Annotated in this window: 23 protein-coding genes and 1 pseudogene; 12 read left to right on the plus strand and 12 right to left on the minus strand. The window is 63.2% G+C overall.

Annotated elements, in window-relative coordinates; genetic code table 11:
* Positions 1-10 precede the first annotated feature (10 nt).
* The 7 genes from P6U27_RS38025 to P6U27_RS38055 form a co-directional block, all read right to left on the minus strand.
* Positions 11-259: an EexN family lipoprotein gene (locus P6U27_RS38025; RefSeq protein WP_407194568.1), complete on the minus strand. Its 249-nt coding sequence runs from the start codon at positions 257-259 to the stop codon at positions 11-13.
* Positions 256-978, minus strand: coding sequence for a P-type DNA transfer protein VirB5 (virB5, locus tag P6U27_RS38030; protein WP_407194569.1), 723 nt, complete (start codon positions 976-978; stop codon positions 256-258). Before virB5 ends, P6U27_RS38025 begins: the two co-directional genes overlap by 4 nt.
* Complete coding sequence (locus P6U27_RS38035; RefSeq protein WP_407194570.1) at positions 975-3,341, minus strand: VirB4 family type IV secretion/conjugal transfer ATPase; 2,367 nt, start codon at positions 3,339-3,341, stop codon at positions 975-977. The genes virB5 and P6U27_RS38035 overlap by 4 nt, the downstream gene beginning before the upstream one ends.
* Positions 3,334-3,672 carry a type IV secretion system protein VirB3 gene (locus tag P6U27_RS38040; RefSeq protein ID WP_407123484.1) on the minus strand — a complete coding sequence of 113 codons (339 nt, stop codon included), beginning with the start codon at positions 3,670-3,672 and terminating at the stop codon, positions 3,334-3,336. Before P6U27_RS38040 ends, P6U27_RS38035 begins: the two co-directional genes overlap by 8 nt.
* Entirely contained in the window at positions 3,672-3,968 is a 297-nt protein-coding gene (locus P6U27_RS38045) for a TrbC/VirB2 family protein (protein WP_036029551.1), read from the minus strand. Before P6U27_RS38045 ends, P6U27_RS38040 begins: the two co-directional genes overlap by 1 nt.
* A gap of 78 nt (positions 3,969-4,046) precedes the next feature.
* On the minus strand, positions 4,047-4,616 hold the full coding sequence (locus tag P6U27_RS38050; protein ID WP_407194571.1) for a type IV secretion protein: 570 nt from the start codon (positions 4,614-4,616) through the stop codon (positions 4,047-4,049).
* 39 nt (positions 4,617-4,655) lie between these two features.
* Positions 4,656-5,291 carry an acyl-homoserine-lactone synthase gene (locus P6U27_RS38055; RefSeq protein WP_407194572.1) on the minus strand — a complete coding sequence of 212 codons (636 nt, stop codon included), beginning with the start codon at positions 5,289-5,291 and terminating at the stop codon, positions 4,656-4,658.
* Positions 5,292-5,714: 423 nt separating this feature from the next.
* On the opposite strand from P6U27_RS38055, the gene P6U27_RS38060 reads away from it, so the two are divergent.
* Complete coding sequence (locus P6U27_RS38060) at positions 5,715-6,446, plus strand: LuxR family transcriptional regulator (RefSeq protein ID WP_407194573.1); 732 nt, start codon at positions 5,715-5,717, stop codon at positions 6,444-6,446.
* Between the two features lie 211 nt (positions 6,447-6,657).
* Here the strand turns inward: P6U27_RS38060 and P6U27_RS38065 are convergent.
* The 4 genes and pseudogenes from P6U27_RS38065 to P6U27_RS38080 all read right to left on the minus strand — a co-directional run bounded on the left by P6U27_RS38065 (position 6,658) and on the right by P6U27_RS38080 (position 10,300).
* Positions 6,658-8,011, minus strand: a pseudogene (locus P6U27_RS38065) (transposase).
* Between the two features lie 139 nt (positions 8,012-8,150).
* Positions 8,151-8,678 (minus strand): lipocalin-like domain-containing protein, encoded by a 528-nt coding sequence (locus P6U27_RS38070; RefSeq protein WP_407194574.1) that lies wholly within the window; start codon positions 8,676-8,678, stop codon positions 8,151-8,153.
* 19 nt (positions 8,679-8,697) lie between these two features.
* Positions 8,698-9,414 carry a dienelactone hydrolase family protein gene (locus P6U27_RS38075; RefSeq protein WP_407194575.1) on the minus strand — a complete coding sequence of 239 codons (717 nt, stop codon included), beginning with the start codon at positions 9,412-9,414 and terminating at the stop codon, positions 8,698-8,700.
* A 16-nt stretch (positions 9,415-9,430) separates the two neighbouring features.
* The gene (locus P6U27_RS38080; protein ID WP_407194576.1) at positions 9,431-10,300 is read right to left on the minus strand and encodes a tripartite tricarboxylate transporter substrate binding protein; all 870 of its coding nucleotides are present in this window, start codon (positions 10,298-10,300) and stop codon (positions 9,431-9,433) included.
* Between the two features lie 267 nt (positions 10,301-10,567).
* Here P6U27_RS38080 and P6U27_RS38085 point away from each other — a divergent pair, with 267 nt between their 5' ends.
* The gene (locus P6U27_RS38085; RefSeq protein WP_407194577.1) at positions 10,568-11,479 is read left to right on the plus strand and encodes a LysR family transcriptional regulator; all 912 of its coding nucleotides are present in this window, start codon (positions 10,568-10,570) and stop codon (positions 11,477-11,479) included.
* A gap of 121 nt (positions 11,480-11,600) precedes the next feature.
* On the opposite strand, the gene P6U27_RS38090 is transcribed toward P6U27_RS38085, so the two are convergent.
* Positions 11,601-11,858: a WGR domain-containing protein gene (locus tag P6U27_RS38090; protein WP_407194578.1), complete on the minus strand. Its 258-nt coding sequence runs from the start codon at positions 11,856-11,858 to the stop codon at positions 11,601-11,603.
* Between the two features lie 693 nt (positions 11,859-12,551).
* Between P6U27_RS38090 and P6U27_RS38095 the strand changes: the two genes are divergently transcribed.
* The 10 genes from P6U27_RS38095 to P6U27_RS38140 all read left to right on the plus strand — a co-directional run bounded on the left by P6U27_RS38095 (position 12,552) and on the right by P6U27_RS38140 (position 26,062).
* Complete coding sequence (locus P6U27_RS38095; protein ID WP_407194579.1) at positions 12,552-12,728, plus strand: hypothetical protein; 177 nt, start codon at positions 12,552-12,554, stop codon at positions 12,726-12,728.
* 204 nt (positions 12,729-12,932) lie between these two features.
* Positions 12,933-13,817 carry a DUF3991 and toprim domain-containing protein gene (locus tag P6U27_RS38100; RefSeq protein ID WP_407194580.1) on the plus strand — a complete coding sequence of 295 codons (885 nt, stop codon included), beginning with the start codon at positions 12,933-12,935 and terminating at the stop codon, positions 13,815-13,817.
* A gap of 328 nt (positions 13,818-14,145) precedes the next feature.
* Positions 14,146-14,751, plus strand: coding sequence for a DUF1419 domain-containing protein (locus P6U27_RS38105; RefSeq protein WP_407194581.1), 606 nt, complete (start codon positions 14,146-14,148; stop codon positions 14,749-14,751).
* Between the two features lie 165 nt (positions 14,752-14,916).
* Entirely contained in the window at positions 14,917-20,019 is a 5,103-nt protein-coding gene (locus P6U27_RS38110; RefSeq protein WP_407194582.1) for an Eco57I restriction-modification methylase domain-containing protein, read from the plus strand.
* A 247-nt stretch (positions 20,020-20,266) separates the two neighbouring features.
* Positions 20,267-21,952 carry a ParB/RepB/Spo0J family partition protein gene (locus P6U27_RS38115; RefSeq protein WP_407194583.1) on the plus strand — a complete coding sequence of 562 codons (1,686 nt, stop codon included), beginning with the start codon at positions 20,267-20,269 and terminating at the stop codon, positions 21,950-21,952.
* A 91-nt stretch (positions 21,953-22,043) separates the two neighbouring features.
* Positions 22,044-22,520: a hypothetical protein gene (locus P6U27_RS38120; RefSeq protein ID WP_407194584.1), complete on the plus strand. Its 477-nt coding sequence runs from the start codon at positions 22,044-22,046 to the stop codon at positions 22,518-22,520.
* Positions 22,517-23,407, plus strand: coding sequence for a DUF7007 domain-containing protein (locus P6U27_RS38125; RefSeq protein WP_407194585.1), 891 nt, complete (start codon positions 22,517-22,519; stop codon positions 23,405-23,407). The genes P6U27_RS38120 and P6U27_RS38125 overlap by 4 nt, the downstream gene beginning before the upstream one ends.
* Positions 23,404-23,808, plus strand: coding sequence for a hypothetical protein (locus P6U27_RS38130; RefSeq protein ID WP_407194586.1), 405 nt, complete (start codon positions 23,404-23,406; stop codon positions 23,806-23,808). Before P6U27_RS38125 ends, P6U27_RS38130 begins: the two co-directional genes overlap by 4 nt.
* Before the next feature lie 398 nt (positions 23,809-24,206).
* Entirely contained in the window at positions 24,207-24,794 is a 588-nt protein-coding gene (locus tag P6U27_RS38135) for a hypothetical protein (RefSeq protein ID WP_407194587.1), read from the plus strand.
* A 341-nt stretch (positions 24,795-25,135) separates the two neighbouring features.
* On the plus strand, positions 25,136-26,062 hold the full coding sequence (locus P6U27_RS38140) for an ArdC family protein (RefSeq protein ID WP_407194588.1): 927 nt from the start codon (positions 25,136-25,138) through the stop codon (positions 26,060-26,062).
* The last annotated feature ends 305 nt before the right edge of the window (positions 26,063-26,367 follow it).

The raw sequence follows: 26,367 nt of genomic DNA on the forward strand, positions 1-26,367 counted from the left end.
GTGGCGGTCCTTACTTCAGGGCGTCCTTCATCTCTTTGACGAAGGCCTTCTTGCGGGCTTCATTGGCGTTGATGCAGTCGGGTGTTTTCCCGCGCTCGCCCGGATTGTCGCGACACGTTTTGAGAGCTATCGAAAGCTCATCCCGATGATCCAAGAACCAGCCGACGGTTTTGGCTTCTTGACTCTTGTTGGCATCGTTGCAGCCTGTAAGACACGCGGCGGCCACGGTGAGGAAAACAATGGCAAGCCTCGACTTCATTGCAGGGCCGCCTTCATTTCGTCGACCAGTTGTCGCCGTCTCTCCCGCTCCCGCTGCCCATCCATATCTGTGCGGGCCTGCTGGATCATCGCCAGCCCCTGCATTCGGAGCACATCGTTCTGCAGGAGCGCCTGTTCGGCCTGCAGCCGGGCCGAGAGATCGAGCACCTCCTTGGCGTCGGTCGCTGAGCTTATGCGAGCCCGGAGCTCCTCGAGCGCATCAATCCGCTGCGAGGCGGTGTCGTATACGGCTTGGCCGAGGGAATGCTTCGCACCAGTCTGTCGGGCGATCCGGTCGAGTTCGCTCTGGTAGTAGGAGTTGCCGCTGTTGCCGGAATACGCGCGGTTCTGCGAAAGATAGTGATTGATAGCATCGGCGAAGTTGCCGCCGCCCTGCCCTGCAACAAGACGTTCGATGTCCGAGAACTGTTGGGGCAGGACTTTCCGGAACTGTGGCGTGTTCAGGAGCGCGCCGATGTCGTTGACGTTTGTCCGCTTATTGAAACTGTCGTAGAGCTGCTTGGCCTGGCTTAATTGATCCTGTGCGACCTTGAGCTGTGATGTCAGGGTGTCGACCTGTTTCTTCAGCTCCGTCAGCTGCTCAAACTGCCGCGCATAGACGCTTGGGTCGAACACGATCTCCGCCCCGGCGGGTGAGGCCGTCAGTAGGGCGATGACTGACAGGCAGGCGAGCGCCGCCGGCCCACGCTGGATTGTCATGGGATTTTCCTCCGCTCCGCGTGAAACACCGGCAGCCATTGTGCAGGGTCGTCGCCGACCTGCTTGCGGACGCGGTCGAGCAGCTCGACGGTTTCGGTGCGTCCCGACAAGACGGCGAGCGCGTCGTCGAAACCGCGGAGATCAAGTTCCGCCACCACCGAGTTGTGCCCCTGTTTGACCAGAAAGCGCCGGCTTTCGGGCGCGAGCTCCTCCTTGATCAGGCGGAATTCCGTGTCGGTCAGATGGAAGCCGTCGACATAGTCCGAGCGCGTGCCCCGCGCATTCGGCAGGAAGATCTGGGTCGGGCACTGTTCGACAATGGTGTGCGCGATTGGCGATGCCAACGCGTCGCGTGGTGACTGCGTGCCGAACACCATGACACCGTTCTGCTTGCGGATGGTCTTGAGCTTGTTGTTGGCGAGATCACGAAACGCCTCGTCTCCAAGCGCCTTCCAGAACTCGTCGATGTCGATAATCAGGCGTCGTCCGTCGATCAGCCGCTCCACGCGATGGAACAGATACATCATCAGCGGCGTGCGCACCGTGGGATGATCCAGGAGATCGGTCATGTCGAAACCGATGAACGCGGCCTCTAAGCCGATGGCGTCCTGATCGCCATCGAGCACCCAGCCGAACGGAGCGCCCCGGCACCATCGCTCCAGCCGCGCGCCAATCCCCTCGCGGTCCTGCTGTCCAAGAAAAGCCCGCAATGTCCCAAATGAACGCTCCGATTGCTGCAACTGACCGAGCGCTCGCAGTCCGGAATCGATCCGTTCCTCCTCGACCACGGTCAGTGGGCGGTCGTCCGGCGTGACGAGTTTCCGAACAAGTTGACCCAGGAAAGACAGGTTCGCTGGCGTCAGCTCCAGCGCCTTGAGCGGCGCGCATCCGGTCGGGGCACCGTTGTTGAGAGTTAAATATGCGCCACCGAGGGCGCGCACGAAGATCTCCGCGCCACGGTCTTTGTCGAAGAAGACGTAGGACGCGCCTAACCGCTCCGCCTGTGACAGCAGGAAGTTCTGCACGACGGTTTTACCCGACCCTGAGGGGCCGCAGATGAAGGTGTTGCCGAGGTCGCCATGATGAAATGAAAAGTAGAAGGGCGAGCCGGACGCGGTCTTGAGCATCGCAACGGCCGGACCCCAATGGTTGCCCGCAGGCTTCCCTGTGGGATAGGTGTGGAACGGAGAGAATGCCGCGAAATTTCGCGAGTTGATCGCGCCAGTGCGCGCCCGGTATTTGAAGAGCCCAGGAAGCTGCGCCCAATAAGCTGCTTCAAGTCCGAGGTCTTCCCGGGCGACCACCGCACCCGCTTCGGCGAGCGAGCGCCGCGCCACGCTCATGTGGTCCTGCAGCTGGGACGGCGTATCGGCGTAGACCAGGAGCGAAAGGTGATGGTCTCCAAGCACGAAACGGTTGGATTCGAGGTCGTCGAGCGCGTCAGAGAGCTCGTCGATCTGTGAGGCGGCCGGATCCTGGGCCGAGACCAGCTGGTTCTGCTTCCGCGTCAGGACCGTCTTGGCGTCCGCCTTCGCCAAAAACGCGAATGATTGCGTGACGATGAGCTCAAACGGCGCGGAAAGCAGCGCGTTCAACAGGCCAGGTTTGGTGGATGCCGGATATTCCTTCAGGCCGAACATGCCAGCGAACCGCGATCCGCCGGCGCCGCGGATCTCGAGCGCTTCGCGGCCGAAGATGACACGGTTGGAATAGAGCGTGGGACCGATCGGTCCTTGCGGCAACGGCATCGGCATCCATTCCCCAGAGGTGAGAGCGTGGAGCAACTCCATCGGTTCTGAGAAGGTGATGCCCTCGCGCTCGACCAATCCGACTGCCCGGGCGCCGTAACGGTCGAGGGCCGCAACGATGTCTCGCGTTGCGTCGTCAAGCCGCTTCAGGGCGGCGCTGTCGGCCTCGGCAGAATCTGAGGTGCTTCGGCTGAGCCGCCGAAAGAACGCAGCCGCCGTATCTGTTGCCGCACGGCCGGGGTGACAAACCAGGGTCAGATAGAGATCGTTGCGAAACAGCGCTTCCTTGCAAAGCCGCTCTCGATATTGTGCGTCAAGCGCGGCTGCGAAAGTCGACCGGAAGGTGCCGTCGGGACAGACCGACGTCCGGCGGCGCACCACGTGACTCCAGAGCGCCAGTTGCGGATCTGCAACATTGCGCAGGGTGAGGTTCAGCTTGCCGTGCAGATCGTTCAGATCCGAGGTCTCGGCGGTCTCGAACGAGGTGCCGTCAATCCGGATCACCGTCATCAGGGCTCGGGTCGTGAGACTGATCACCGTGTTGGTGACATGCCGGCCGAACGGCAGGTAGACGTCGGGCTCGATCTCCCGGGTTTTCAGCGCCCTGTTACGCATAACCGAGGTCCCTTGTTCGATATCGCCGCAGGAGTTTGAGCGGCGTGCAGGATGAGCCGCCCCAGAATGCGGCGTTGCGCGCGCGGCCTCGGGTTTCGATCCAGGCGAGCAGAATCCGGAACATGTTGGGATCGTGCCGGCAGATGATGCGGCAAAGTCCATGGATCGGAATCGCGACCAGGCCGTAGACGATGCTCCCGGCTGCCAAGAACAGGATGCAGGAGAACATCACGTTGAGCGCCATGGCTTCCATGGTGACGCCGGCGACCATGGCGGGACGCGTGCAGGCGAGGAACAAGGTGTCCTCCGTGAGACGCGCGGCCTCGCTCATCAGTGACCTCCGGTTAACGTCGAGACCACCTCGGAGGCGCCGAAAGTGATGGCGACGCCGAGCACGACGTAGGCCGCCTTGCGCAGATCGAGATAGCCGAACATCCAGGCGATGCCGACAATGATGACCGCCAGCGTCGCCAGTAGCCGAGCGACGTTGCCGGTCAGCATGTTGACGATGTTCTGCAGCACGCCTTCGATGTTCGCGGTCTGCGCCAGCGCCGGCTCAACCAAGGCGATGCTGAGAACGGCCCCCATGCAAAGCAGGGCAGCGGAGTGTTTAAGAGGAGAAGTCATGGTACGGCTCCGATCGGCGATGCAGCCGGGGCGCTGGCCCGGACCGCCTATTGTGTTGAGAGGAAAAGACGGCCGTTCTCATCGTTCGTAAACAAAGGCTGATGTGCCTAGTCCCGAGCGATAAACGTCCCAGCGCGGGTGCTCGCCGGCTGCGGATGCGGATGGATTGATTGTCGTATTGCCGATAGGGCGATCACCATCGGCAGACGGCATCGGTTGGGTGCGAGATTCGGGCGCTTGGCTGGGAGCCTTGGCCGCGAAGCTCGCGATAACCTCGGCAATCGCCTGCTCGCGGTCTGCGCTTTTTATGCTTGCCACTTGCAGCCGCGCATCGAACAATCTGCCAAGGCCAGCGATGTGCTGGCACGCATCGAACGTGGTACTAGCCGTCAGTCCTGCCTTCCTTGTTTCCTTGGCATCAAGTTGAGCGAGACCAGTTCGGACCTGCTGGCCCGAGGCGATGGCTTCGGTCGCGAGCTGGATGGCTTCGTCACGATCAGTCGCCTGAATCGGAATCGGCTTGCGCCCTTCAATCGTGATGAGCAGCGGCTCGAACGAGCTCGCCTGCCGCACGATGGCCGTCAGGGGCCGAGCCATTGCGGTCGGGGCGCATCGTTCGACCAGAGCCGCGAATGCAGCGGGATCCATGGTGAGAGCCTTTTTGTCGGGAGCTGAGGAGGTTCGATGTTAGGCCGCGATCGCCAGGCTCGATGGCGCGTCAATTGCACACCCAGAAATCTGCCCGGCCGCTCGGATTGCGCCGAGAGCCTCCTTAGTGATCGGCAGCAAGCCAGCGACCGCTTTCGTCGGCCCGATTTGACGAGGCGTGCCCAGGCGATCGAGATGCCATCCGGCCCGGCGCAGGATGCGTTCCATGCGCAGATCGGTGACGGTTGCGACGGCCTGAAGGTCGCGGTGCTGACCCCATTCAATCATTGCTGCGAACAGCAGGAACGTCGCTTTGCGCAGACCATTCTCTGCGGTTGCCGCCACACTCTTGGTGTCAACGCAAAAGCGCGAGCTCTCCCAGATCCTGGTCGCCTTCGGCGCCGCGTTGCCATCCAGCAACACCGGGAACGTATCCGCGAGCATGTTGCGCCCTGTGGTGGGCAACAGGCGAACACAACCCACAACGTTGTTCTGCTCAAGTGCCAGGAGATAAGTCGGCTTGAACGTGTCGTACTGATCGATCTCCAATCCGTTGGAAACGGACACGTCCCAATCGAGCCGATCCTTGAAGACGCGCCCTCGCAGGCGATGCATTCCCATTGTCAGTTCGGAGTCGTGCAGGAGTGCCGCACGAGTACGCACAATGACCTTCATTCTTAACCTCAAACTTACGAATCACAGCTTCGAGATCAAGAAAGCAGTCACGGTCACGGCGTTGCGCTGCCAGTTCTGACAGGGCGCTATGGATCTGTTGGGTCACGAACCGTTTTCGCAAGGCGCGGCTATCTGCGCGCACTTTGGAAACTCTATAAATTCGTGATGCGCAAATCTGACAGCGCAAGGAATAGAATTCCTTCGCATATGTAGATCGAGAAAAATTGTTGCTTTGGGCTACAAGTCAGAAGCTGTTTCTCCTCTGTCTTTATGCTCGTGGTTGCTGCTGTAGCTCTGACGGACCGTTTTTTGAATTGTTCGTGCCGCAAAGCTGCCGCAACGTCACAATACGGCCTGCACGTGAAGCGCGAATCGTTAGATTGTTCGCGTTGTGGGAACTTAAGAAGTGACTGAAGTGGCGCAATGAAAGATGTCAAAAGAGCATACGATGAATTCGTCGATTGTCTTCACTCGGCCCATACGGAAGATGATTTTCGGCGCGTCGCGGAACGGACCGCGCATGCATTGGGCTTCCGTTGGTTCGCCTATTTTGGCCACCGCGGGAATGGACCCAATCTGATCTCATCCTATCCAAAGAGTTGGACGAGCCATTATTTTCGGGAAGGGTATCACAACATCGATCCCGTTCTTCAGGAGCCGCGAAATACAAGCCGGGTCTTCTTCTGGGATGGACGTGAGGCGCGGAGCGCCAGATCACCGAAAGAGCGCCGTCTGTTTGACGATGCACTCAGCTTCAAGATCAGAACCGGCCTGACGATCCGTATTCCCTCGAGCCAAAATCGGTTCACGGCGTTTACGCTTGCGGTGGACGAGCGCAGCCTTGGACTCGATCGTTTCATCGAGACCTCGCGGGACATGTTGGAGATGGTAGGGCACACGTACCATGCACATGTAAGCGCCGCCAGAATGGGACGCCCGATCCCGGTCGGGCATCAGGAATGCGTGCTGACTCAGCGCGAGCGGCAGTGTCTCGGTTGGATTTCTGACGGCAAGACAATGCAGGATGTAGCGGAGCTTCTTGGGATCAAGCCGCGAGGAGTAAAGTTTCATCTCGACAATGCCAGGCAAAATCTTGCTGCATCAACCCTCCCGCACGCCGTGGCGCTCGCGTTTCGGCTGGGATTGCTCCCGTAATGCGGAAAACAGCTTTCCGGTTGGGAAGTTTCAACACCGAGGGATCCCGCAGGATGCTGGGCCATGTAGCGACAAACTCGCGGAGTCCGTTGACTAGAGCGAAGCAGAACTATTCCGCTGTTACAGAGCACGACCGGTTTTGACCGATTCCGTTGAAAAAGGCCGGCAGTATTCCGTTATAATCGTTGAAGCGAGATGAGATCGAGTGGTCCTATGGTGGCCTAGCGACAGGCATCGCGATCAGCTTGGCCATCTTGCGAAGGTTCTGTGCGGTGGCTGCGAGAGTGAACTCGTCGCGTGCGCCGTTTGGACCTCGTAATCGCAAACGGTCGAGCTTGAGAATGCGCTTGAGGTGCGCAAACAGCATCTCGATCTTCTTGCGCAATCGGCGTGAAGTACGCCCCTCCCATGATCGTGCTATCTTCGCGCGCCATGTCGCGAGCGCCCTCGTAGATCGAGCGAGACACTTTGCGGACCGAGTCCTTAGGGCAGCAGCGAGCCTTCAAGGCGCAGTCGGTGCAATCGTGCTTGCTCGCCCGGTAGAGCATCGTTGCGCCATCATTCACCAGTGTTCCGGTTGTGGTCAGCATCTTGCCGCCGGGGCAGGTATAGACGTCGCCGGTGTGGTCATAGGTGAAGTCCTCGCGCGAGAAGGTCCCGTCCGCGCGGGCCGAGTTGTCGAACACCGTCACGTGCGGCTCGACCCCGTGCTCGTAAACCAGCCAGCCGAGCATCTCGGCCGAGGCATAGCCGCTGTCACCGAGGAGCCGGGTGGGATACAGGTCGAACCGTTCGAGCGAGCGCTCAATCATCCGTTTGGCAGCCAACACCTCCGCCTGCCGGATCGCGGTGGTTGCCTCGACATCGACGATGATCGCATTCTCAACGTCGACCAGATAGTTTGTCGAGTAGGCGAAGAAGGCTTGACCGCCGTGCGCGCCCGTCCAGCGCGCCGCTGGATCGGCAGGCGATACGAACTTCGGCGTGACCTCCGTCGCTGCACCGAAAGCGGCATCATCGAGCACAGCTAGATACTCATTAACCGCTCGGCCTGCCGCCTCCGGCGGGAGTCCCTTGTCGCCTTCAATCCCCTTTTGCCGATTGGCGTCGGCCTTGATCAGGCTCGCGTCGACGGCGAATCCTTCACCGCCGACCAGCCGCTCCTCGATACAACGTCGCAAGACATTCTCGAACACGCGACGGAACAGATCGCTTTCTCGGAACCGACCATGCCTGTTCTTGGAGAACGTCGAGTGATCCGGCACCGCACCGTCTAGGCCGAGCCGGCAGAACCACCGGTAGGCCAAATTGAGGTGAACCTCATCGCATAGACGTCGCTCCGATCGGATACCGAAGCAATAGCCGATCAAGAGCATCCGTATCATCAGCTCGGGATCGATCGAAGGCCGGCCGATCGTACTGTAGAAGGGCGCCAGGTCCTGCCTAATCTGTTCAAGATCGACAAATCTATCGATCGAGCGAATCAAGTGGTCGGAAGGCACGTGCCTCTCGAGCGAAAACTCGTAGAACAAAGCAGCCTGTTCGACTTGCCGATGTCCCATCATGATCTTCAGTCCTGCCGATTAGACAGACTGAATCACCGCTATCTCTGAGTCGCAACTGCTGCTTTTTTCAACGGAATCGACCCAAAGGCGACATTCCGTGTTGGTGGCTCCGTCAGCGGCAAGGAATGCGACTAAACGGTTAGGGTTCGCGTTCCCAGGTCAGAGTGCCGACGACTTTCTTGCCCTGATAGGTGCCAACGGAGCTGACTTGTTCAGCCGTTCGGAGGCTCATCCGGTTACCTTCCAACTTGAAAAATCTCACCTGATCCAGCCCGGTAAGGAGTTCGTTGCCCGATATGTCTACCTTGGTCGTGAACTTGTCTCCGTCGATGGTGAATTTGCCGGTGTAAACAAGCAACGACCTGAGCAGCACCGCTGCTTCCTCGTCATTTGTTGCAGGCTTCCGGTTCGCTCCAACGATCATGAAGGCCGCAAATCCGTCCGGCGTGAAGAGCGCCCTGGCTTTCGGGTTAGGACCAAACGGTTCGGTGGCGTCGCCGCCGACAATTTGAATGGTCCAAGAGGTCAACTTCCAGCTCCCGACCAGTTGCTTCGATGTGTCGTCCGCAAACACAGGTCCGGACGGAAAATAACAACAGAAAGCAATCAATAAGGCAACGAGAGCGCCATGCTGTTCCCCGTGAATGGCAAGTCGGGTTCCGACCATGCACAGGATAGCCGGGCAATTAAAAGTTACGAGCCTCGGACGGCGACTGGAGACGTTGAAGAATCTCACAGGCGCGCCTCATTGAAAAATCATATGCTACCCGGTCGAAGGAGGGACTTGTCCGCATCATGTAGCCGTGGCGTATCCCGGGCAAGATGTGCACTTCGACGTTCTCCATGCGCGCCGTTGCATCACGATACGCCTGCAGCACCTCGGTTGGTGCGCGATTGTCCTCGTCGCCCCAAATGAAGCAGACTTGCTCGCGAAGCCCGCCAAGCTCGTGAAGATAGTCGAGCATCTGGGACGCGTGGCAACAGATGCCAGCGGCGTAGCCAAGTCGCTTCGGCCCGAGGATCGCATACGGACCGCCGTAGCAAAATCCCATGACCACCGCCCGGCCGTTGAATTGCGGGATCGTGCCGAGGTGTCTCAATGTGTCGATCATATCGTCTTCGCCGGCCTTGATTTGCTCGAGGCGCGGCTGCGCGCGCTCGGCCGCACGCGGGTCGTTCCGAGGCAGCGGTCCGGCGACCGAACGCCAGAACAGATCCGGCACTGCGACGATGACCCCGTATGCCGCCAGCTCGTCGGCGATGGCGATCATGTCGGTATCCACGCCGTGAATAGCAGAGGCAAGCACGATTGAAGCCACCTGCTTTTCAGTCCCGGGCACGACCAGATAGCAATCGAACGCGCCGCCTTGCTTCGCACAAATCTTGCTGAATGTCCCCTGCATGTAAAACTTTGCCCCGCTATTCCGGTCGGATCTTCGCGAGGCTGATCACTTTGGCCCACTTCTCGGTTTCATCGGCCATCAGCTTGCCGAAATCGGCGGGCGAGCCGCCCAGTCCGGTCGCGTCGAGGCCGCGCAGGCGCATCCTGAACCCCGCATCGGCCAGAGCGGTGTTGGCCTCCTTGTTGAGCCTGTCGATGATCGCGCCAGGGGTGCCTTTCGGCGCGCCGATGCCGAACACTGAGCTGGCCTCGTAGCCGCGCACGGATTCGCCGATCGCTGGCACATCCGGCAATGCCTCGGATCGCATCGCCGTCGTCAGCCCGAGCGCGCGCAGCTTGCCGCTCTCGATGTAACCGATCGACGGCGCCACATTGACAAAGACGACCTGCACCTGCCCACCGAGCAGATCCGTGATGGCGGGCGCCACGCCTCGATAGGGCACATGCTGAAGATCGAGCCCGCCGGCGGCCTGCTTGAACAATTCCGCGGCGATGTGGGTGATCCCGCCCACGCCTCCCGAACCGTAGGAGAGTTTCCCCGGATTGGCCTTGGCATAGGCGATGAACTCCGGAATTTTATAGGCAGGAACCGATGGGTGGATCACCATCACCAGGGCGCCACGGGTCAGGCCCGCGACCGGCGCGATATCGCGCAGGAAATTGAAATCGAGATTTTCATAGAGCGTGGCATTGATCGCGTTCGGTGAACCAACCAGCAGCAGCGTGTAGCCGTCGGGACGCGCGCGCACGACAGCGTCGGTGGCGAGATTGCTTCCTGCCCCGGGCCGGTTCTCGACGATGAATTGCTGGCCGAGCCGCTCCGACCACCAATCTGCGACCAGACGCGCGAGAATGTCGTTTGGGCCGCCGGCGGCGAAGCCGACCATGATCCGGACCGGCCGAGAGGGATAGGCGTCGGCGTATGCCGGGCCCGACAGCAGCGGCGGTGCGGCTATCCCCGCTGCGAAGCGTAAAAATTGACGTCGGGAGGAAGTCACGGGCTTTGCTCCGTCGAACCTATGCCCACGCTGGCTCTCTTCAACGGTGGAGAATAGTTGATGCTGTCATAACCGCATAAGGCTATTGTCTGATGAGACCATCTCGAAATGGATATGGGTACTCGCATGCAGATGAGCGATCGCATCGGAAAGCGAATGAAGCTGCAGGATCTCCACGTGCTGATGGCGGTAGTTCAGGCCGGCAGCATGGGCAAGGCGGCAGTCCTGCTCAACACCACCCAGCCCAACATTTCGCGATCGATCGCGGAGCTCGAGCGGGCGTTCGGCGTCCGCCTGCTGGATCGCCACCGGCGCGGAATCGAGCCGACCGCGTGCGGCCGCGCCCTGATCGATTGCGGTGCCGCCGCCTTCGACGAGCTGCGGCGGGGTGTGAAGAGCATCGAATTTCTGGCCGACCCCACCGCCGGAGAGGTGCGGATTGGAAGCACAGCTGATCTGGCGGCGAGCTTCGTTTCCGCGCTCATAGACCGGCTCTCGCGGCGTCATCCGCGGATCAGATTTGAGCTCGTGACCGGCTACATCGACGCGCTGCATCGCGACTTGAACGAACGCAAAGTCGATCTGTCGTTCGTGCGGAGTCGCGGCCCGATTGCCGATGAGCGGCTGCATTTCGAGTTTCTTTTTGAAGATCGCTACGTCATCACAGCGGGCGCAAATAATCCATTGACGCGCCGGCGCAATATCCAGCTCTCCGATCTGGCGGAGGAGCGTTGGGTGCTTCCGCCGCGGGAGAGCGTGATCGGCTCCATCATTACGCAAGCCTTTCTTACCCGAGGGCTCGCGTATCCTCAGGCGACGGTCGTCACCGATGCCCCCCATATGCGGGTAAGCTTGCTAGAGACGGGGCGGTTCATCACGGTTTTCCCGGCTTCCACACTGAAATTTCTCGCCAGGGAGGCGGCGCTCAAGGTCTTGTCCATTGAACTGCCGGCGGACCGTCGACCGAACGGGATGCTCACGATCAAAGACCGCACCGTCAGCCCGGTTGTGCAGCTCGTCATCGACAGCGCCCGTGAGCTCGCAAAGCCAATGGCGAAACAAAAGTGACAAACAGCATGTCGGTTGTGGCCCAACCCGGAAGTCAGATAAGCTCGACTTTTGCGCTGCCATCGGTGGAGAAGCGGACATCTCTGGGGGCAGGCGCACGGCCTAGATCAGGCGGTTGCATTCAAGGCGCGGGGTTCTTTGGAATATAACCACGGCGCTTTTTACGGATGAGCCAAGTCTCGAGCGCTTCGACAGCCTGGACCCTTCCGGCAAACAGATCCATCCGCCGGCAGCCGCGTTGGCCGAGACGCCCCCATTCGCGCACCAACGCCGTATCACCGAACAGAGTCGGTTCGATCGTGAGGACATAGAACCTGGCCATGTTGCAGGCCGGATCGCACCGTTGGAGCACGAGGTATGGCACCGTGAGTTCAGACATGCCCAAAAATCGCAACTGTCGAAAGCACCGTCCAATTAATTTATCGAATCGATCAGGCCTCTCGATTCAGAAGTTTAATGCCGGTGATGAAAGCCATTGAGGGTGCTTAACGACCGGTCTCGGGAAATAGATCGGCTGTTGTGCGCCTCTGACTACGACGGAGGTGGCGTCGCCCTGCGGGCCGGGCTGTTGGCTGCGCTGAAGCCCCGCAGGCGGGTCTTCCCCCTGGCGGGCTGCCATCCCTGACGCGAAACGGCCCGAGTCCCGAACGAGCCAACTGCCGAATCTACCGGAACCCCGCATGTGAGCGTCGGACCTGAAACGCAAGCGATGCCTTTGGCCTCGATGACATCGAACGGCAGCCGAAACGTCCGCGGAGCAACCTCCAGGCGGTCAAATCAAGTTCGCTCCAGACAAAACGACGGCGTCTGTTCTCGCAGTCAATCAGGCCGACACTGCATCCGCGGGCCGAACCATGTGCCTTTCGGCTCACATGCTTTCGGTGAAGGACCAACCCGCTCTCGAATGGGCTTTCCTTGGTTCTGGTGCGGCCTTCCACGATCAACCCACAAGGGGTTCGCTACGCAAGCGTGCGACCTCTTCGGCTTCGCCTACGAGGTGACCGCAGCCGCCCCCGAACACGTCGGCGCCTGTCGAGCGGGGATGGTCCCCGCCGCAAGACGGGAGCCCTTCATGTCGCACAATCTCACCCTCGCTCAGAACCACGCCTTCGATCTGGCCCACACGCTCATGGTGCCTGTCATCCTTTTCCAGACTGAGAACGAATTCGGTGTGATGGTCTCCAGCGAGTACGACGGCGATCTGGACGCCATCGTCCATGAATACGACCCGTGGTGCCCGGCTCATTGAGCCGGGTGACCGGCTGCCGCTGGCGCCATGCCGGCTGCAAGGGAAGCTACGCCGCGCCCAGCTATCTGACAAATCCGACAGCTTGTCCGCGCGCCCTTGCGCCCGGCAGGCTTCGCGGCCGGTCGGGGATGTGCCGCAAGGCCAGGAACAGTGAGACCAACAAAAGAAGGGGCCGGACGTCGCCTGCGCGACGCCGGAGCAGACATGGACAAGAGAGAAATCGAAGAGCTCCGCGAAAAGGTTGGCTGCGCAGCCCTGCTGGAGAAACACGGCTGGAAGGTCGATCTCAAGGAAAGCACCCGGCGCGCGATCAAATTTCGACGCGACAGCAACATCATCATCGTCATTCACCAAGGCCGCGGCTGGTTCGATCCGTTGTCGCCAGCAAAAGGGGACGTGTTTTCGCTTGCCGAACACCTCGGCGCCGACGGTTTTGTCCAGGCGTGTGACCGTGTTGCTGACGTGGTTGGTTTCGTTCCGGCTGCACCTGCGTGGCAGCGCCCGGCAAGGCCCAAGGCCCTTGGGTCCATTGTAGAGCGGTGGGGATATCGCGTCGGGCCGCACCCCGGCTCGCCGGCGTGGCGCTATCTCACCGGCGAGCGCGGACTACCAGCCGACATCGTGAAGCAGGCGGTCGCTTGCGACCGGTTGCGAGAGGGCCCCCAAGGCAGCATGTGGGCGGCGCATAACGATTCCATTGGAGCGCTCACGGGTTGGGAGGAGCGCGGACCGGCATGGCGGGGCTTCGCTACGGACGGCGGCAAGGAGCTGTTTCGGTTCGGGTCGGAGGAGGCCGAGCGGATCTGCATCACCGAGGCGGCCATCGATGCGATGAGCCTCGCCGCTATCGAGGACCTGCGCACCGATACCCTTTATGTCAGCACCGGAGGCGGTTGGTCGCCCGCGACCGATGGCGCTATCCGCGGCCTGGCCAAGCGCGCCAACGCTTGGCTTGTGGCAGCAACCGACAACAATCGGCAAGGCGACATCTACGCCGATCGTGTTCGTGCCATCGCCGCGGATGCCAGTGCGGGGTACGCCCGATTGCGGCCGTGCGCAGGCGATTGGAATGAGGATCTAAGAGGCTGACGGCTTCCTCTCGAAGTGGCTCACGAGAGCGCCACGCAGGCTAGGTGGCGCAGTGCCCTGGCAGCTGATGACTGGGGTCCCTGATCCCTCGGCGTTAAGCGAAAGGAAAAGGTGATCGAACAATGAGGGAGGGAAAATGAAATGGGAATGAAGCGCTGCCGCACGCCCGGCCGGCGCGTCAAGGGGAAGCTTCGCCCGCGTTCCGCGGCCCTTGACCCGCCGGACCGTCGATGCGGCCGGCGAGGAGGTGTGATGAAGGACTGAAGTGACGAAGGGATCAGGCGGATCGCTCGCGCTGTCAGTCCGGCCAGGCCAAGAGGAGCCGCCCATGCACACCTCCCCCAGTATCCGCAAAGTCTTCGAGGGCGTTGCGACGCGCCACGAAATGCACCGCTTGTTCAACCGCCATCGTGGTGACCCGGCGATGGCCGAAGGTGAAGGTCAACATCTCTTCGCCGGCGAGTGGTTCGAGATCAACGATCGGGAGCACGACTACATGCTCGAGATCCTGCCGCCGCTGTTCATGCGCGCTGACATGTTCGCGATGCGCGAATTCATGACGGGCAGCGTCACCAGCATCTTCTTCGCCCTTGCCATCGACGGAAAGCGGCGCTGGTTCCATGGCTATTGCGATCTTTCCGATCGACTGTCGCCGGAGCGCATGAAGGCTGCGATCATCGAGCGCGAGTCACGGCCCCTGCGCGCGATGACGCGCGACGAGCGGCTCGAGCACATCTGGTCGAGCACGCATGACGATTATCGCGGCTATGCCGGCGAGCGCTGGCCGCAGGCCATTCGCGGCCGCCGCACCGTGCTCGTCTATGCCGGCCAGAGCGGCACAGTCCTGAAGCTGCTCGACGACCTCACCGAGGCAGAGATCGCGGCCAAGCTGCCGGTGCAGTTCCGCCATCTGCCGGAGACGGTTGCGGCCTAGCCCGACCTCCCCTGCCCGCCCCGCGGCAGCCCAGCCTCGCGCCGGGCGTCGCATTTCAGCACCCGGCTCGGCGCCGGCCCCACTCATCAACTCCCGCAACGCCGTGCCGTCCGTCGCAGCCCGCGCCGGCAGACGGCGGCGCGCGCCCAACTGGAGAACATTCCCATGGCGCATGACGATCCTTTCACCCTCGACCTCTTCGGCAATACCGCCCTTTCATCCAGCCTCGGCCTTGGCGTCACGGCCTTCGCTTCCGATTTCGGCGGTGACGACCATCATGAGGATGATCCGCCGCCGTCCACGCCGGCCTCGGTAAGGCCGCCGATCGAATCGGCGCAGCGCTCCAATGACGGTCCCGGCAAGCGCGGCGACAATTTCTATCTTTCCGGCGAGCGCGGACTCGCAAGGGGCTGGAAGCAGCGCGCCCGCGACAGCATCGCCGCAGTTCGGCTCGCCGCACAGATCGAGGCCGAGGAGCGCCCCGCGACAGTGGAGGAGCAGCGGCAACTGATCCGCTTTACCGGCTTCGGCGCCTCAGAGCTCGCCAATGGCGTCCTCCGCCGACCGGGCGAAACCGAATTCGCGAAGGGCTGGGACGAGATCGGGGCCGATCTGCAGGATGCGGTCGATGAGGCTGACTACGCTTCGCTGGCACGCTGCACCCAGTATGCCCATTTCACGCCAGAGTTCATCGTCCAGGCGATGTGGGCGGGTTTGCTGCGCCTCGGCTGGTGCGGCGGCCGCGTGCTTGAGCCCGGCATCGGCTCCGGCTTGTTTCCGGCGCTGATGCCGCAGGTCCTGCGCGGGGTCTCCCACGTCACCGGCGTCGAGCTCGATCCCGTCACGGCGCGCATCGCGCGGCTATTGCAGCCCCGGGCGCAGATCGTCACCGGTGATTTCGCGCGCACCGAGCTGCCGGCACGGTTCGACCTCGTGATCGGCAATCCGCCCTTCTCCGATCGCACCGTCCGCTCGGACCGCGCGCTGCGCTCGCTCGGTCTGCGGCTCCACGACTATTTCATCGTCAAGGCGATCAAGCTGCTGAAGCCGGGCGGGCTCGCCGCCTTCGTCACGTCGCACGGCACGATGGACAAGGCGGATGGCTCGGCGCGCGCGCTGATCGCGAAGCACGCCGATCTCCTCAGTGCCATACGTCTGCCTGAAGGCAGCTTCCGCGCCGGTGCCGGCACCGACGTCGTGGTCGACATCCTGTTCTTCCGGCGGCGCAAGCACGGCGAGCCCGAAGGCGACCTGTCCTGGCTCGACCTGGAGGAAGTATGCCCGGCGACCGAGGACGAGGGCGCAATCCGCGCCAACCGCTGGTTCGCGTGCCATCGCCACCTTGTGCTCGGCGCGCACGCGCTGACCTCCGGCCCGTTCGGTGAGACCTACACCTGTGTGCCGAGTGACGGCGAGGACCTCGCGACCGCGCTGGACGATGCGATCGGCCTCCTTCCGGTCGCGATCTACGATGGCGAACCGGAGGCGATCAACCCTGACGACGAATGCGAGGCCGTGCCGGCGAAGGCGGAGAGCTCGGCGAGCCTTACGGCGCGCGAGGGCAGCTATCTGCTCGATAGCCGTCATGGCTTGATGCAGATCCTTGACGGCCGGCCAGTCGCCGTCAGGTTGCGCAAGGGCCGCAGTGCCGATGGTGTTCCGGAGAAGCACGCCCGGATCATCCAGAAGCTGATCCCGATCCGCGACGCGGTCCGCGACGTGCTGAAGTGTCAGGAGCTCGACCGGCCGTGGAAGGACGCGCAGGTCAGGCTGCGCATCGTCTGGTCGAACTTCGTGCGCACCTTCGGGCCGATCAACACGACCATCGTGTCGACCGCCGAGGACGGCGAGACCGGTGAGGTCCGCGAAACGCACCGCAGGCCGAACCTCCAGCCATTCCTGGACGATCCGGACTGTTGGCTGGTGGCCTCGATCGAAGACTACGACCTCGAGTCGGATACGGCGAAGCCGGGTCCGATCTTCACCGAGCGGGTGATCGCTCCACCGGCGCCGCCCGTCATCACCAGCGCCGCCGACGCGCTGGCCGTCGTTCTCAACGAGCGCGGCCATTTCGACCCCGACCACATCGCGGAGCTTGTGCACCGTGACGCCGACGACGCCATCGCCGAGCTCGGCAGCGCCATCTTCCGTGATCCCAGCGGCGGCTCGTGGCAGACCGCCGACGCCTATCTGTCGGGTGCTGTGCGCGACAAGCTGAAGGTTGCGGAAGCGGCGGCTGCGCTCGACCCGACCTATGCGCGCAACGTGACCGCCCTGCGGGATGTGCAGCCTGCCGACCTCCGGCCCTCGGACATCACCGCACGCCTTGGCGCGCCGTGGATTCCCGTTGCCGACATCGTCGCCTTCGTCAAGGAAACGATGGGCGCGGAGATCAGGATTCACCACATGCCGGAACTGGCGTCGTGGACCGTAGAGGCCCGGCAGCTCGGCTGGATGGCCGCCGGCACGTCGGAATGGGGCACGGAGCGGCGGCACGCCGGGCAGCTTCTCTCTGATGCGCTCAACTCCTCCGTCCCGCAGATCTTCGACACCATCAAGGACGGGGACAGCGAACGCCGGGTCCTCAACGTCGTCGACACCGAGGCGGCGAAAGAGAAGCTCTTCAGGATCAAGACCGCCTTTCAGAACTGGATCTGGTCCGATCCGGATCGGACCGACCGACTGGCGCGGGTCTACAACGACCGCTTCAATAACATCGTGCCGCGCGCCTTCGACGGATCGCATCTGAAATTGCCGGGCGCCTCGGGCGCCTTCGTTCTCTACGAACATCAAAAGCGCGGCATCTGGCGCATCATCGCCTCGGGCGCGACCTACCTTGCCCATGCCGTCGGCGCCGGCAAGACGATGACGATGGCGGCCGCGATCATGGAACAGCGCCGGCTCGGCCTGATCGCCAAGGCCATGCTTGTCGTTCCCGGCCATTGCCTGGCGCAGGCGGCGCGCGAGTTCCTGGCGCTCTATCCCGGTGCCCGCATCCTCGTCGCCGACGAGACCAACTTCACCAAGGACAAGCGGCATCGCTTCCTGTCGCGCGCCGCGACCGCGACGTGGGATGCGATCATCATCACCCATTCGGCCTTCCGCTTCATCGGCGTGCCGTCCGCCTTCGAGCAGCAGATGATCCAGGACGAGCTTGAGCTCTATGAGACGCTGCTCACCAAGGTCGAGAGCGACGACCGCGTCTCGCGCAAGCGCCTCGAGCGCCTGAAGGAGGGATTGAAGGAACGGCTGGAGGCGCTGGCCACCCGCAAGGACGATCTCCTGACGATCTCCGAGATCGGCGTCGACCAGATCATCGTTGACGAGGCGCAGGAGTTCCGCAAACTATCCTTCGCGACCAATATGTCGACGCTGAAGGGAGTCGATCCCAACGGCTCACAGCGCGCCTGGGACCTCTATGTGAAATCGCGCTTCGTCGAGACCAAGAACCCCGGGCGGGCGCTGGTGCTCGCCTCCGGCACGCCGATTACCAACACCCTTGGCGAGATGTTCTCGGTGCAGCGCTATCTCGGGTACGGCGCACTTCTGGACCGCAAGCTCCACGAGTTCGACGCCTGGGCCTCGACCTTCGGCGACGTCTCGACAGAACTCGAGCTCCAGCCCTCCGGCAGGTACAAGCCGGTCACACGCTTCGCCACCTTCGTGAACGTCCCTGAATTGATCGCCATGTTCCGGTCCTTCGCCGACGTGGTGATGCCGGCGGATCTGCGGCAGTACGTGAGGGTTCCGGCGATCTCGACGGGCAAGCGCCAGATCGTGACGGCCAAGCCGACGCCGGCGTTCAAGCGCTACCAGGCACTGCTCGACGCGCGGATCAAGGCGATCGAGACGCGCGACCGGCCGCCGGAGCCGGGTGACGATATTTTGCTCTCGGTCATCACCGACGGACGACATGCGGCGATTGACCTACGCCTGGTCGATCCGGACAGCGACAACGAGCCGAACAACAAGCTGAATCTTCTCGTCAGCAACGCCTTCCGCATCTGGAGGGAGACGTCAGACAACAGTTACGTGCGCGCCGACGGCAGGCCGTATGAGCTGCCGGGTGCCGCGCAGATGATCTTTTCCGACCTCGGAACGATCAGCGTCGAGAAGACGCGCGGCTTTTCGGCCTATCGCTGGATCAGAGACGAGCTCGTCCGCATGGGCGTGCCCCCGTCCGAGATCGCCTACATGCAGGACTTTAGGAAGTCCGAGGCCAAGCAGCGTCTGTTCGGTGACGTACGCGCCGGCAAGGTCCGTTTCCTGATCGGCTCCTCAGAAACAATGGGGACGGGCGTCAACGCGCAGCTTCGCCTGAAGGCCCTCCATCATCTCGACGTGCCGTGGCTGCCGTCGCAGATCGCGCAGCGCGAGGGCCGGATCGAGCGCCAGGGCAACCAGCACGAGACCATCGACATCTTCGCCTATGCGACCGAAGGCTCGCTCGACGCGAGCATGTGGCAGAACAACGAGCGCAAGGCTCGCTTCATCGCCGCGGCGCTCTCCGGCGACACCTCGATCCGACGGCTCGAGGACCTCGGCGAAGGCCAGGCCAACCAGTTCGCGATGGCCAAGGCGATCGCGAGCGGCGACCAGCGGCTGATGCTAAAGGCTGGGCTCGAAGCCGACATTGCCCGGCTCGAGCGTCTGCGCGCGGCGCATATCGACGACCAGCACGCCGTCCGTCGGCAGATCCGAGACGCGGAACGCGACATCGAGTTCTGCACGCGGCGGATCGCGGAGGTCGGCAAGGATATCGAGCGCCTTGTTCCGACCGCCGGCGACGCCTTCGCCGCGACGATGGCCGGCAAGCGCTATGTCGAGCGCAAGGAGGCCGGCCGCGCCCTGATGAAGGAAATCCTGACCCTCGTCCAGCTCCAGCAGGAGGGCGAGACCATCATCGCCTCGATCGGCGGGTTCGACCTCGCGTACTCAGGCGAGCGTTACGGCCGCGACGGCTATCGCTACAGCACCTCGCTGATCCGCACCGGGGAACAGCATGAGATCGAGTTGCCCGTCACGGTGACTCCGCTCGGCGCCATTTCCCGCCTTGAGCACGTGCTCGACGATTTCGAGGGCGAGCGGGAGCGCTATAGCCAGCGTCTCGCCGACGCACGTCGCCGGCTCGCCTCGTACCGGTCGCGCGAGGACGGTGAATTCGCATTCGCAGCCGATCTCGCCGAGAAGCGGCGGCAGTTGGCGGAGGTCGAGAATGCCCTTGCGACGGATATGGAGGGCGCGGGCGGGAGCGCAATCGCAGCGTGAAGAGGGAGGAAGGGAAACCCCGCTCGCAGATCGGCCAGGCCGGCAGCGCTGACGCTCAACCGCCGCCTGCGCGATCCCAGCCCGTCGTCCTTCGCAGGGCTGTTAGCCCTGCTTGTCCGGCCTGGCAGGGATGCTCGGCCGCAGTTGTGCCGGCCCGACCGCTCCGCGGGATCGGGGGGTGTCTTCGGGAAGAAGACAAGGAAGGACCCGCAAGGCGGGGTCCGCGAACCCGAACAGGAGAAATCCCATGCAACTCATCAAGATTGATCCGCGTGCGCTGAACGAAAATCCCGACCGCACGCGCCAGACGAAGTCGACGCCGCAGGCCGACGCCCTGCTGCTTGCGACAATCAAGGCCGTCGGCATCGTCCAGCCGCCCGTCATCACGCCAGAGACGGGCGGCGGCAACGGCTATGTCATCAACGCCGGTCATCGCCGCGTGAAGCAGGCGATCGCCGCCGGCCTCGAGGAGATCGATGTCCTCGTTGACGAGGCGGCGAACGACAACGGTGCGATGCGCTCGATGATCGAGAACATCGCGCGTGAAGCGCTCAATCCCGTCGACCAGTGGCGCGCGATCGAACGCCTCGTCGCGCTCGGCTGGACCGAAGAGGCAATCGGCGTCGCATTAACCCTGCCCGTCCGGCAGATCAGGAAGCTCCGCCTGCTCGCAAACGTGCTGCCGATCATGCTCGATCACATGGCCAAGGGCGACATGCCAGACGAACGTCAGCTTCGTACCATCGCCTCGGCGTCGCTCGATGAGCAGAAGGAGGTCTGGAAGAAGCACAAGCCCTCCAAGGCGGATCCGCAGGTGTCGTGGGGGAGCGTGGCGCAGGCCCTGACCAAGGCCCGCATGTACGCTCGTCACGCCAGCTTCGGTGACGACCTCGCCCAGGCCTATGGCATCCAGTGGGTCGAGGACTTGTTCGCGCCGGCGGACGAGGATAGCCGCTACACCACGGATGTCGAGGCGTTCCTCGGCGCGCAGCAGGAGTGGATGGCGAACAACCTGCCGAAGAAGGGCGTCATCGCCGAGACGACGAACTGGGGCGAGGTCAAGCTGCCGCCGAAGGCGGAGCGCGTCTACGGCAAACCGTCGAAGTCGGATTGCACGGCGATGTATCTCGACCGTGACGGCCGGGTCTCGAGCGTGCATTACCGCATGCCTGCGGCGAAGAAGTCGAAGGACAAGGGCACGGCGGCCGGCACAGACGTTGCCGACGAGAGCACTGAGGTCTCGAAGCCACGTCCCGATGTGACGCGCAAGGGCGTCGAGATCATCGGCGACTTCCGAACGGATGCTCTCCATGAGGCACTGGCGCGCGCGCCCGTCGAGGATGACGCGCTGATGGCGCTGTTGATCCTCGCCTTCGCCGGCCAGAACGTCTCGGTCGATTCCGGTAGCGGCGGCACCTATTACGGCAACCGGCGCATTGCGCGCCATGCCGCAACGCTGTTCGATCAGGATGGCAAGCTTGTGCTCGATATGGACACACTGCGCGTTGCGGCGCGCTCGATCCTCGTTGAGGTTCTCTCGTGCCGAGAAAATCGCACCGACAGCGGCATCGTTGCGCGCGTCGCCGGCGAGGTGGTTGGCGCGGACAGCTTCCTGCCGAATATGGGCACCGACGACTTCCTGTCGTGCCTGTCGCGCACCGCGCTCGAAGGCTCGTGCAAGGACGCTTCGGTTCTCCCGCGCCAAAAGGTGAAGGACACCCGCGCCGCGTTGGTCGAGCACTTTAGGGAAGGCCGCTTCGTCTATCCGGCAGCGCTGTTCGCTCCGGACAAGGTCAACCTGCTGGCCTGGCTGGCGAAGAACGCCGTCACCGCCGCCGATGAGGCCGACGACCAGCTCGGAGACCCGGACGCTGGCGACGAGGACAGCGGCGAAGCCTTAGGTGACCAGGCGTTCCGTGAGGCGGCTGAATAGCCTGGCCTCCATCGACAATCCGAATGACAGCCCGCCGCCGGCCCAGCCGGCGGCGGCTTCGTTTCCAACACCCTTGAACAGGAGGACACCCATGTCCGCCCAATTGATCTACGACCTCGCCCCGCTCGGCGCGATCATACGGTTTTCCGACGGCACGCGGCGGCCACCGGAGCGGCACCGCAGGAAGCTCGCGGCCTGGGAACACCGAAACAGCGGCGGCCGGCTGATCCGCAAGGAGGCAGGACGCCGCGTCGGCAACACCGTCACCGGCGCCACCATCACCCTGCACGCCGGCGACTATGCCGGCGGCGGTGTCGTGGTGCTTCGCGTCCACCGGACCTTCTCGGTCGACAGCGACCTGGGATTCGTCGTGACCGAACGCCCGAGGGTCGGTGCCGTTCGCGTGCTCAGCCGACCCGGCGAGGACGCCGAACTCGTCTATCTCGCCAGCAGCCGCACCGACGCCGAATGCTGGCTGCAAAGTCACGGCTATCCGGATGCGGTTCTCGACGAGGTGAGCGCCGATGCGCCGGCAGCCGACGTCATGGAGGGGAGGACGGCCGAATGACTACGCCCTCCCCCCTCACCACCGAGTCGGACTCGGATTCTGGATTTCCAGAGGTCGAGTTCGGCCGCAACGGCGACGGCGATCTCGTCGCTCGCGTCGGCGACACGGTGTTCGCCATGCTGCCGGGACGCGACGGCCGCCATTATCTTGCGACCGGCTGGCGCATCAACCGGCCGATTGCCGAATGGAAGCGCTCTGACTTCTACGGTCATTCCGGCGGGCTCGCCGACGAGGCGGCCTTCCGGACAAAGGTCGTGGAGAACGCCGAGCATCAGCGCGAGAAGCGTGCGCTCGGCCGTCGCGACACCGGTTCCAATGCGAACACGCCATGGGGACCGTCGCAGGGTGCAACCGTCTATGCGGAAGGCGTTGTCCGCCATTCGACGGCGGGCCACGGCGGCTTCCATCTCTCGGCCGAGCGCAATCGCAAGGTCGCCCCTGTACTGTGCGCGCAGGACGGCTGGTATGAGGAAGACGCGGCCTGGGCGATGGTGGCGATCACCTTCCCGCATCTGTTCACCGGCTACGAGCGACGCTGCGCCGAGCGCACGATCAAGGATAGCTGGCCCGATGCGTGGGAGGCGATCTTCGGGACTGTGCTCCAGCCCGGCGAATCCCGTGAGAAGGATCGGCGCGCTTTCGAGAAGGAGCACGCCAATAACTGGATCGTCGTGTCGGCGATCACGTCTGATCAGCAGCCGGGCTTTGTTGAAGTCGTCGCCACGCCGGGCGGCCGCCGCGGCGCGGGCACCGAGGAGCGACGTTTCCTCGTCCCGTCCAACGAGTACCGGACTGGCCGCTTTGGCTTCGTCGTCGATGAGATCCGCCACCCCGTCTATTCCGGACCATCGAGCTTCATCGGTTGGCAGGGAAGGACGTCGCCATGAAGGCTTCCCCCGAACGCCTCACCGAGCTTTCGCGCATGGAGGAGGCGCGTCGCCAGACGCAGCGCCAGCTCGACATGATCGACCGGCAGATCATCCGCCGCATGACGGCACTGATCCCGCGGCTTGGCTGCAAGCGGTCCGGATACCGTCGCGGCAAGCCGCCTGACCCGGGCGCTTTCCTCGAACGCTATCGTTCGAACCTTGCGGCGATCACCGCCGAGCGCCAGCCGGAGATCGACGCGCTGTCGCGCAAGCTCGCCCGGCAGGATGCCGCGATCGAGACGCTGCGGGCTCGATGCGCGCCGGAGTCTCGCTCCGCTCGTGACGACCCGGAGTGCAAGGACGAATGTCGCAGTCCAGCCGACTGTCGTCCGCGCAAGCGCCATGACGCTGCGGCCTAGCGGGGCCGAAGCCGACCTTGTGGCTCGCTCAGACGAACGTCTCGAGCACGGCGCGAAACTGACGATCTGCTGGCTCGAACCTTTCCAAGGTTTCGCCAACCCGGCCCGGACCCTGTCGGCTCTCCCCTCGGGTTTGCTGCGGTCTGCGCCCCCGGCGGTCCGCTTCAAGGCCAAGTCGCAAGCGACCGGAGACTGCCGATCTCGGCAAGGCCCGGCCGCGTCCGGCGCATGGCCCCAGCAAGCTGGACCCTGCTTGTCCGCAGCCGGACCTCGCTCGCCTGGCGGTCCCCGGACCTTGAAGCGGCCCTCATCCCGGCGGCGCTCGGCGACCGCACCCGAAGGGAGGTCCGGCAGGGGCCGGATCGAACCGACGGCGAAACCAGATAAGGAATTCACCAATGACCAAATCTGCTCGTTCCTCTCGCGCCAGCGCCCGAGTCATCCCGCTTCGCAAGGGCACGACTCTCGAAATGGTCCGGCTCGCCTGCCCCGACGCGGCACAGGCGCAGCGCATCTCCGAAAGCTTCGGTCTTGCGATCCTGGATAGCGACGGCATCCGCGATCTGCATGAGCGGCTCATCATCGAAACCGCCGACGCGCTCAAGGACGGCCTGGGTGAACGCGCGATGCAGATTCACCTTCAACGGATCGTCGGCGCTTATGTCGGCTCCGCGCACGGCGCTGGCCAGTTCTACACCCGCGCAGTCACCGAAGCGCGAGATGCGACCGCCAAGCTCGCCAACGACGGCCGCGATGAGGACCTCGATGGTCCGGTCGGCTTCGATAGCCAGGCACAGCGCAAGCGTGAATTCGCCGCCGACATGGGCGTGCAGTCTCACGCGCTTCGCATGGCCGCCGAGGGCGCTGTTGCCGCCTACGAAAAAGTCGTCGGCGAGACCTGGAAGCCTTTCGAGCGTCCCGTCGACAACACCACCGACACCGTCGGCCGGAACGCGGCCAAGGCACAGATGTCGGCGTTCGACTGATGCCGCCGGCGGGGCTTCGGCCCCGCCATTCTCTTTCACAATTCAATGCCGGCCGGTCCCTGCGGGCCGGCCTTTTTTCATGTCGCACGGCGCGACCGCGCAAACGAGCAAAGAGAAATCGATCGGGTTGGACTGCCCCTCGCGGCCCGTAGCGGCGTTCGGTCGATGCTCCGGCCCGCGTGGCAGCGCAACGGCTTTGCCGTCCTCCACTGACGTTCCGGTCCGGCGTCTCTGTCGCCACTCAGACCATTAGCGCCACCGGATGCGCGACCCCGTAGGCCTTCGCAGCGGACCGCCGTGACGGGCCGCGATGGGCGCGGTCTTCAGCGGAGACTAGGATCATGCCAGGTAAGGAAACGAAACCCCGCGCCGACATCTATGCCCGGGTCACCGATCGCATCGTCGCGGATCTTGAGCGCGGCGTACGTCCGTGGGTTAAGCCATGGAATGCGGCCAACGCCGCTGGGCGGATCACGCGGCCGCTGCGCCACAACGGCATGCCCTATCAGGGCATCAACGTCGTGCTGCTGTGGTCGGAAGCCGTCGCGCGCGGCTTCACGTCACCGATCTGGATGACCTTCAAGCAGGCGCTCGAACTCGGCGGTCACGTTCGTAAGGGTGAGAGCGGGACGATGGTCGTCTATGCCAACAAGTTCACCAAGACCGAGACGGATGAGCGTGGCGACGACGTCGAACGGACCGTTCCGTTCCTGCGTGCCTATACGGTATTTTGCGTCGATCAGATCGACGACTTGCCGGATCAGTATTACGGGCGCCCGGCGCCAAGCATCGCGCCGGGGCAGCGCATTGCGCATGTGGACGGATTCTTCGCCAATACGGGCGCAACTATCCGACATGGCGGCGACAAGGCATTTTTCTCGCCGGCGCTCGATCTGATCCAGATGCCGCCATTCGAGAGCTTCCGTGACGCGGAGAGCTACGCCGCCACGCTCGCGCACGAATGCGTGCATTGGACTGCGCCGGCGCATCGCGTCAATCGCGATCTCAGCCGCTACACCAAAGATCGGAGCGAGCGCGCCCGCGAAGAGTTGGTCGCCGAACTTGGCGCCTGTTTCCTCAGTGCGGATCTCGGTATCGTGCCCGAACTCGAGCCGCGCGCCGATCACGCAAGTTATCTTGCGTCGTGGTTGGAGGTGCTGTCAAACGAGAAGCGCTTCATCTTCTCCGCCGCCGCCCACGCTCAGCGGGCAGTCACCTATCTGCACGATCTTCAACCCAAGCCAGCCGAGATTGACCAAGCGGCATGAGGCGCAACGATCCGCGCCTCGGCTGCTTGCGTTCATCGTTCACCTTTCTAGAAAATGACGAAGGCCTCGCCTCACGGCGGGGCCTTTCTTATGTGCATCGTCATGCGTGTGCTGGTGACCGGAGAGGCGGTGCTTCCCCCCATCCTGAGACGTAGGCGAGATGCGCCGGGCGGATCCTTCTGGCTTCCGAGATGCCCGTCTGCTTCTGGGCCAGCGTCTTTCCGAAGCTGCAGAAGGGCGATGTCATCCACGATGCGACAGTCCGTGGTTGTTACTGCGTCCGCCGGACTATACGAAAGCTTACG

Origin of the sequence: Bradyrhizobium sp. STM 3566, from assembly GCF_045571445.1 — a bacterium.
In the GTDB taxonomy this organism is placed as follows: Bacteria; Pseudomonadota; Alphaproteobacteria; order Rhizobiales; family Xanthobacteraceae; genus Bradyrhizobium; species Bradyrhizobium vignae.